This is a genomic window from Photobacterium nomapromontoriensis, from assembly GCF_050336815.1.
In the GTDB taxonomy this organism is placed as follows: domain Bacteria; phylum Pseudomonadota; class Gammaproteobacteria; order Enterobacterales; family Vibrionaceae; genus Photobacterium; species Photobacterium nomapromontoriensis.
Window position 1 is genome coordinate 1 of record NZ_JAKJSL010000086.1, and the last position, 2,938, is coordinate 2,938.

The 2,938-nt window shown below is 42.1% G+C and carries 3 protein-coding genes; all 3 read left to right on the top strand.

The annotated features are described in order from the left end of the window. Positions 1-199: hypothetical protein (locus tag L4D12_RS25215; protein ID WP_428450562.1), on the top strand; the 199-nt coding region annotated here is incomplete at its 5' end. 456 nt (positions 200-655) lie between these two features. Further along, entirely contained in the window at positions 656-1,306 is a 651-nt protein-coding gene (locus L4D12_RS25220) for a hypothetical protein (RefSeq protein WP_428450563.1), read from the top strand. A gap of 118 nt (positions 1,307-1,424) precedes the next feature. Further along, positions 1,425-2,447, top strand: a complete 1,023-nt coding sequence (locus L4D12_RS25225) for a hypothetical protein (protein WP_428450564.1) — start codon at positions 1,425-1,427, stop codon at positions 2,445-2,447. Positions 2,448-2,938 lie beyond the last annotated feature (491 nt).

Genomic DNA, 2,938 nt, shown 5'->3' on the forward strand with positions numbered 1-2,938 from the left:
CCATTACCCTTATTATTGGTTGTATGTTATTTTATGTTATTTGGGCCGTAAGATCCCCGAAAAATATATTGGATGCTTACAGCAAGGGCAAAAGCTCTGGGCTTTGGTGCGTGATGTGGTTGCTGGCTGTGGGCTCGGCAACGCCAGCAGTCCCGCTAGCATGAAAGCTGATAGGTTAGCGAAATTACTTTGGCTTTAAGGACAACAGTGACAGCCTGAATAAGCAGTACTATTCAGTGCTAAAYAGTCTGTTCAAATGGTTGAATCGTCGAAGTCAGTGATGAAGTTATAACAGGGAAGGCTTRCTGCAAATGTTGGCTTATAACGGGATAACGCCGATGCAGGTGATAAGTCGGTTTACATATCAAGTGGCGATCACTTGGTTTTAGGTATGTTGTTGCCCACACGGGCATATATATGATTGAGGAGCCGGATGCGGTAGTTCCGCACGTCCGGATCTGAGTGGGGGCCGTCAGGTAACTGGCTGCTCTACCACGATAACGTTATGATGATGCTGTGAGTGTAAGCTAACGAAAATAAGTATCTTCTCATTTTATTAATTAACGAGTAAAATCCTTTATTATCAATTTGTTATTCATCAAGTGTGAAAGGCATACAGTTGCGCGCTCACATATGTTATACGGTAAAGGAAATAATGGTAAGTTCGTTAAAATGCTTCTTTGGGGTAGTTATTATCTTAGCCCTAATAGTTCTTGTTTCTTCATTTGCATCACTTTTCTCAGATGTTTCGTTTGTAACTATTAATGGCGAGAAAGTTACTGATTCTGAAACACTGATTAAAATGACATTTTCAGCAATCTTTTCGATAGCCAGTGCTAGTGCCTTTATACATTTTGCACAAATTAAATATATCTCAAGGTCTAAACGGTTATATAAGGTAGTGGACTGGCTTGAGCGCTTGCCGTTAACAAACAAAAGTGCACAAGCAATTACTGTTGTTTCTGTTATTGCTGTGTTTGTTTGCAAGCAGTATGAAATTGTTGGTGAATTTACGTTGTTTGCGTTTATGTGGTCAGCGTTTAAAGTATTTTTAATTGGCTTTATTATGTTACTGATTCCAATCGGCTTTCATAAGGTGTTTAATTCTCAACGCGTTACTAAATTTATATGTCTGTTTTTTCTGTCATTTTCTACGATTTCAATTATAACCACATCTGTTTCACTTTGGATATCTCAACCCAATAGTCCTTCTGATGTAGAGGCTCCAATGGTATTTCTGGGGCTATTAGTTTGTTCCGTCATAGGATTACGTAAGTGGACTGACTTTGAACCTATTACGAAATAAATGTTTAACAAGCAATTAAGGTGATGCGTTACACTCGGCGGTTTTGGTATGGAGTTTGGTGCGCTTGGTGGGTTAGTCGTGGCGCACATTATGCCCGGCGATATGAGGAGTTTAGAGTATGCAGCAATCTCAGATTGTGGAAGATAAAGTAGTAAAAGCAGTCAAGGACTTTGCATGCTCGATAAATTCGGGGAGTAAAGTCGTTGCTGATATGTCCTCGTTGATTGATGCGACTTCCCAACTGCCACTTACAAGTTTTGATTATTGGGAGCGAATTATTCGATCTGAATTCTCCCTTGCACTAAGAGAACTTGAGCCTCCCAAATGGAAGTTTTGGTCTAAGCCTAAAGAATTGTTAACTTGGCTAGATTTGATTAGTTGGGATGGCTACAAGAGAGAAAAAGCTCTACGAACTTTGTCAGGAGCTGCCCCCAATGCGTTCTTCTTTTCTCTTGCGGTGCGTCGACTTAATGATTGGGTTCCACAAGTACGTGAAGCTGCGAGAGATACATTGACGGAGTTAGCAAAAGCGACAGCACCGGATTTCGTAGTCGAGGCCTTGCTAACTGCCCTTTCAAATTGGAATTCTTGGGGCAGGATTGAAGATGCAGACAAGAAAATTCTTTTACAAATCATATCGCAGAAAGACATTGCGAACTCAATGAGGTCTAGGCTGATTTCATCAAGTGCAGGACCTATGCCTTCATTGTTTTCTCAGCTTGGACGCACAAATATTCTTGATGATTATTTACCAGAAATTGCAAATCTAGCCGTACAACCCGCTGTTCGAGCCAAAGCGTACCGAAGCCTGCTTGAAAGGCGTATAGCTTGGATAGGGGGCCGTAAATGGAAATGGACTGATATCCGTTATTGCGAGGGAAGAATGACGCCCATCGTGTCTGAACGCAAGTTAGATACCAAAGTTCCAATATTGGAATTGCTAAAATGCTCTGCTGAAGACCGGTCATCTGTTGTAAGGAGGGTATCAGCAGAGGTTTTGATTCGAGATCTAGAAGGGGTTGGAGTCTACGCTAAGGTATTAGCAGAAAAATTTGCATTAGATCAATCCTCTGCGGTGTCGGAAAGGGGACGGTTTGCATTGAATCAGCTTCAGGAATTGGAGCGCGATAACTCCTCATAACAAATAAGGTTATGTGCTGCGCAGCCAGCACCTAACCGAAGTGTTGAAGAAGTCCAAGCCTCCTTATATAAGTAAATATTGCGAATGGGGTGGAAGGTGATCAAGGCGAAGTGACGATATGGATGCGCGTGTCGGCCTTGGCGTGAGCCAATGATTTTAACGCATTGAATGTTAGGCTTTAGTTCTCCTTCTGGTTAAAAGTGGTCGCCATTAYCCTTATTATTGGTTRYATGTTATTTGGGCCGTAAGATCCCCGAAAAATAYATYGGATGCTTACAGCAAGGGCAAAAGCTCTGGGCTTTGGTGCGTGATGTGGTTGCTGGCTGTGGGSTCGGCAACGCCAGCAGTCCCGCTAGCATGAAAGCTGATAGGTTAGCGAAATTACTTTGGCTTTAAGGACAACAGTGACAGCCTGAATAAGCAGTACTATTCAGTGCTAAATAGTCTGTTCAAATGGTTGAATCGTCGAAGTCAGTGATGAAGTTATAACA

Bases quoted from the DNA above. Each gene is read 5' to 3' on its own strand.
- L4D12_RS25225 (WP_428450564.1), top strand. From the start codon at position 1,425: ATGCAGCAATCTCAGATTGTGGAAGATAAAGTAGTAAAAGCAGTCAAG.
- L4D12_RS25220 (WP_428450563.1), top strand. From the start codon at position 656: ATGGTAAGTTCGTTAAAATGCTTCTTTGGGGTAGTTATTATCTTAGCC.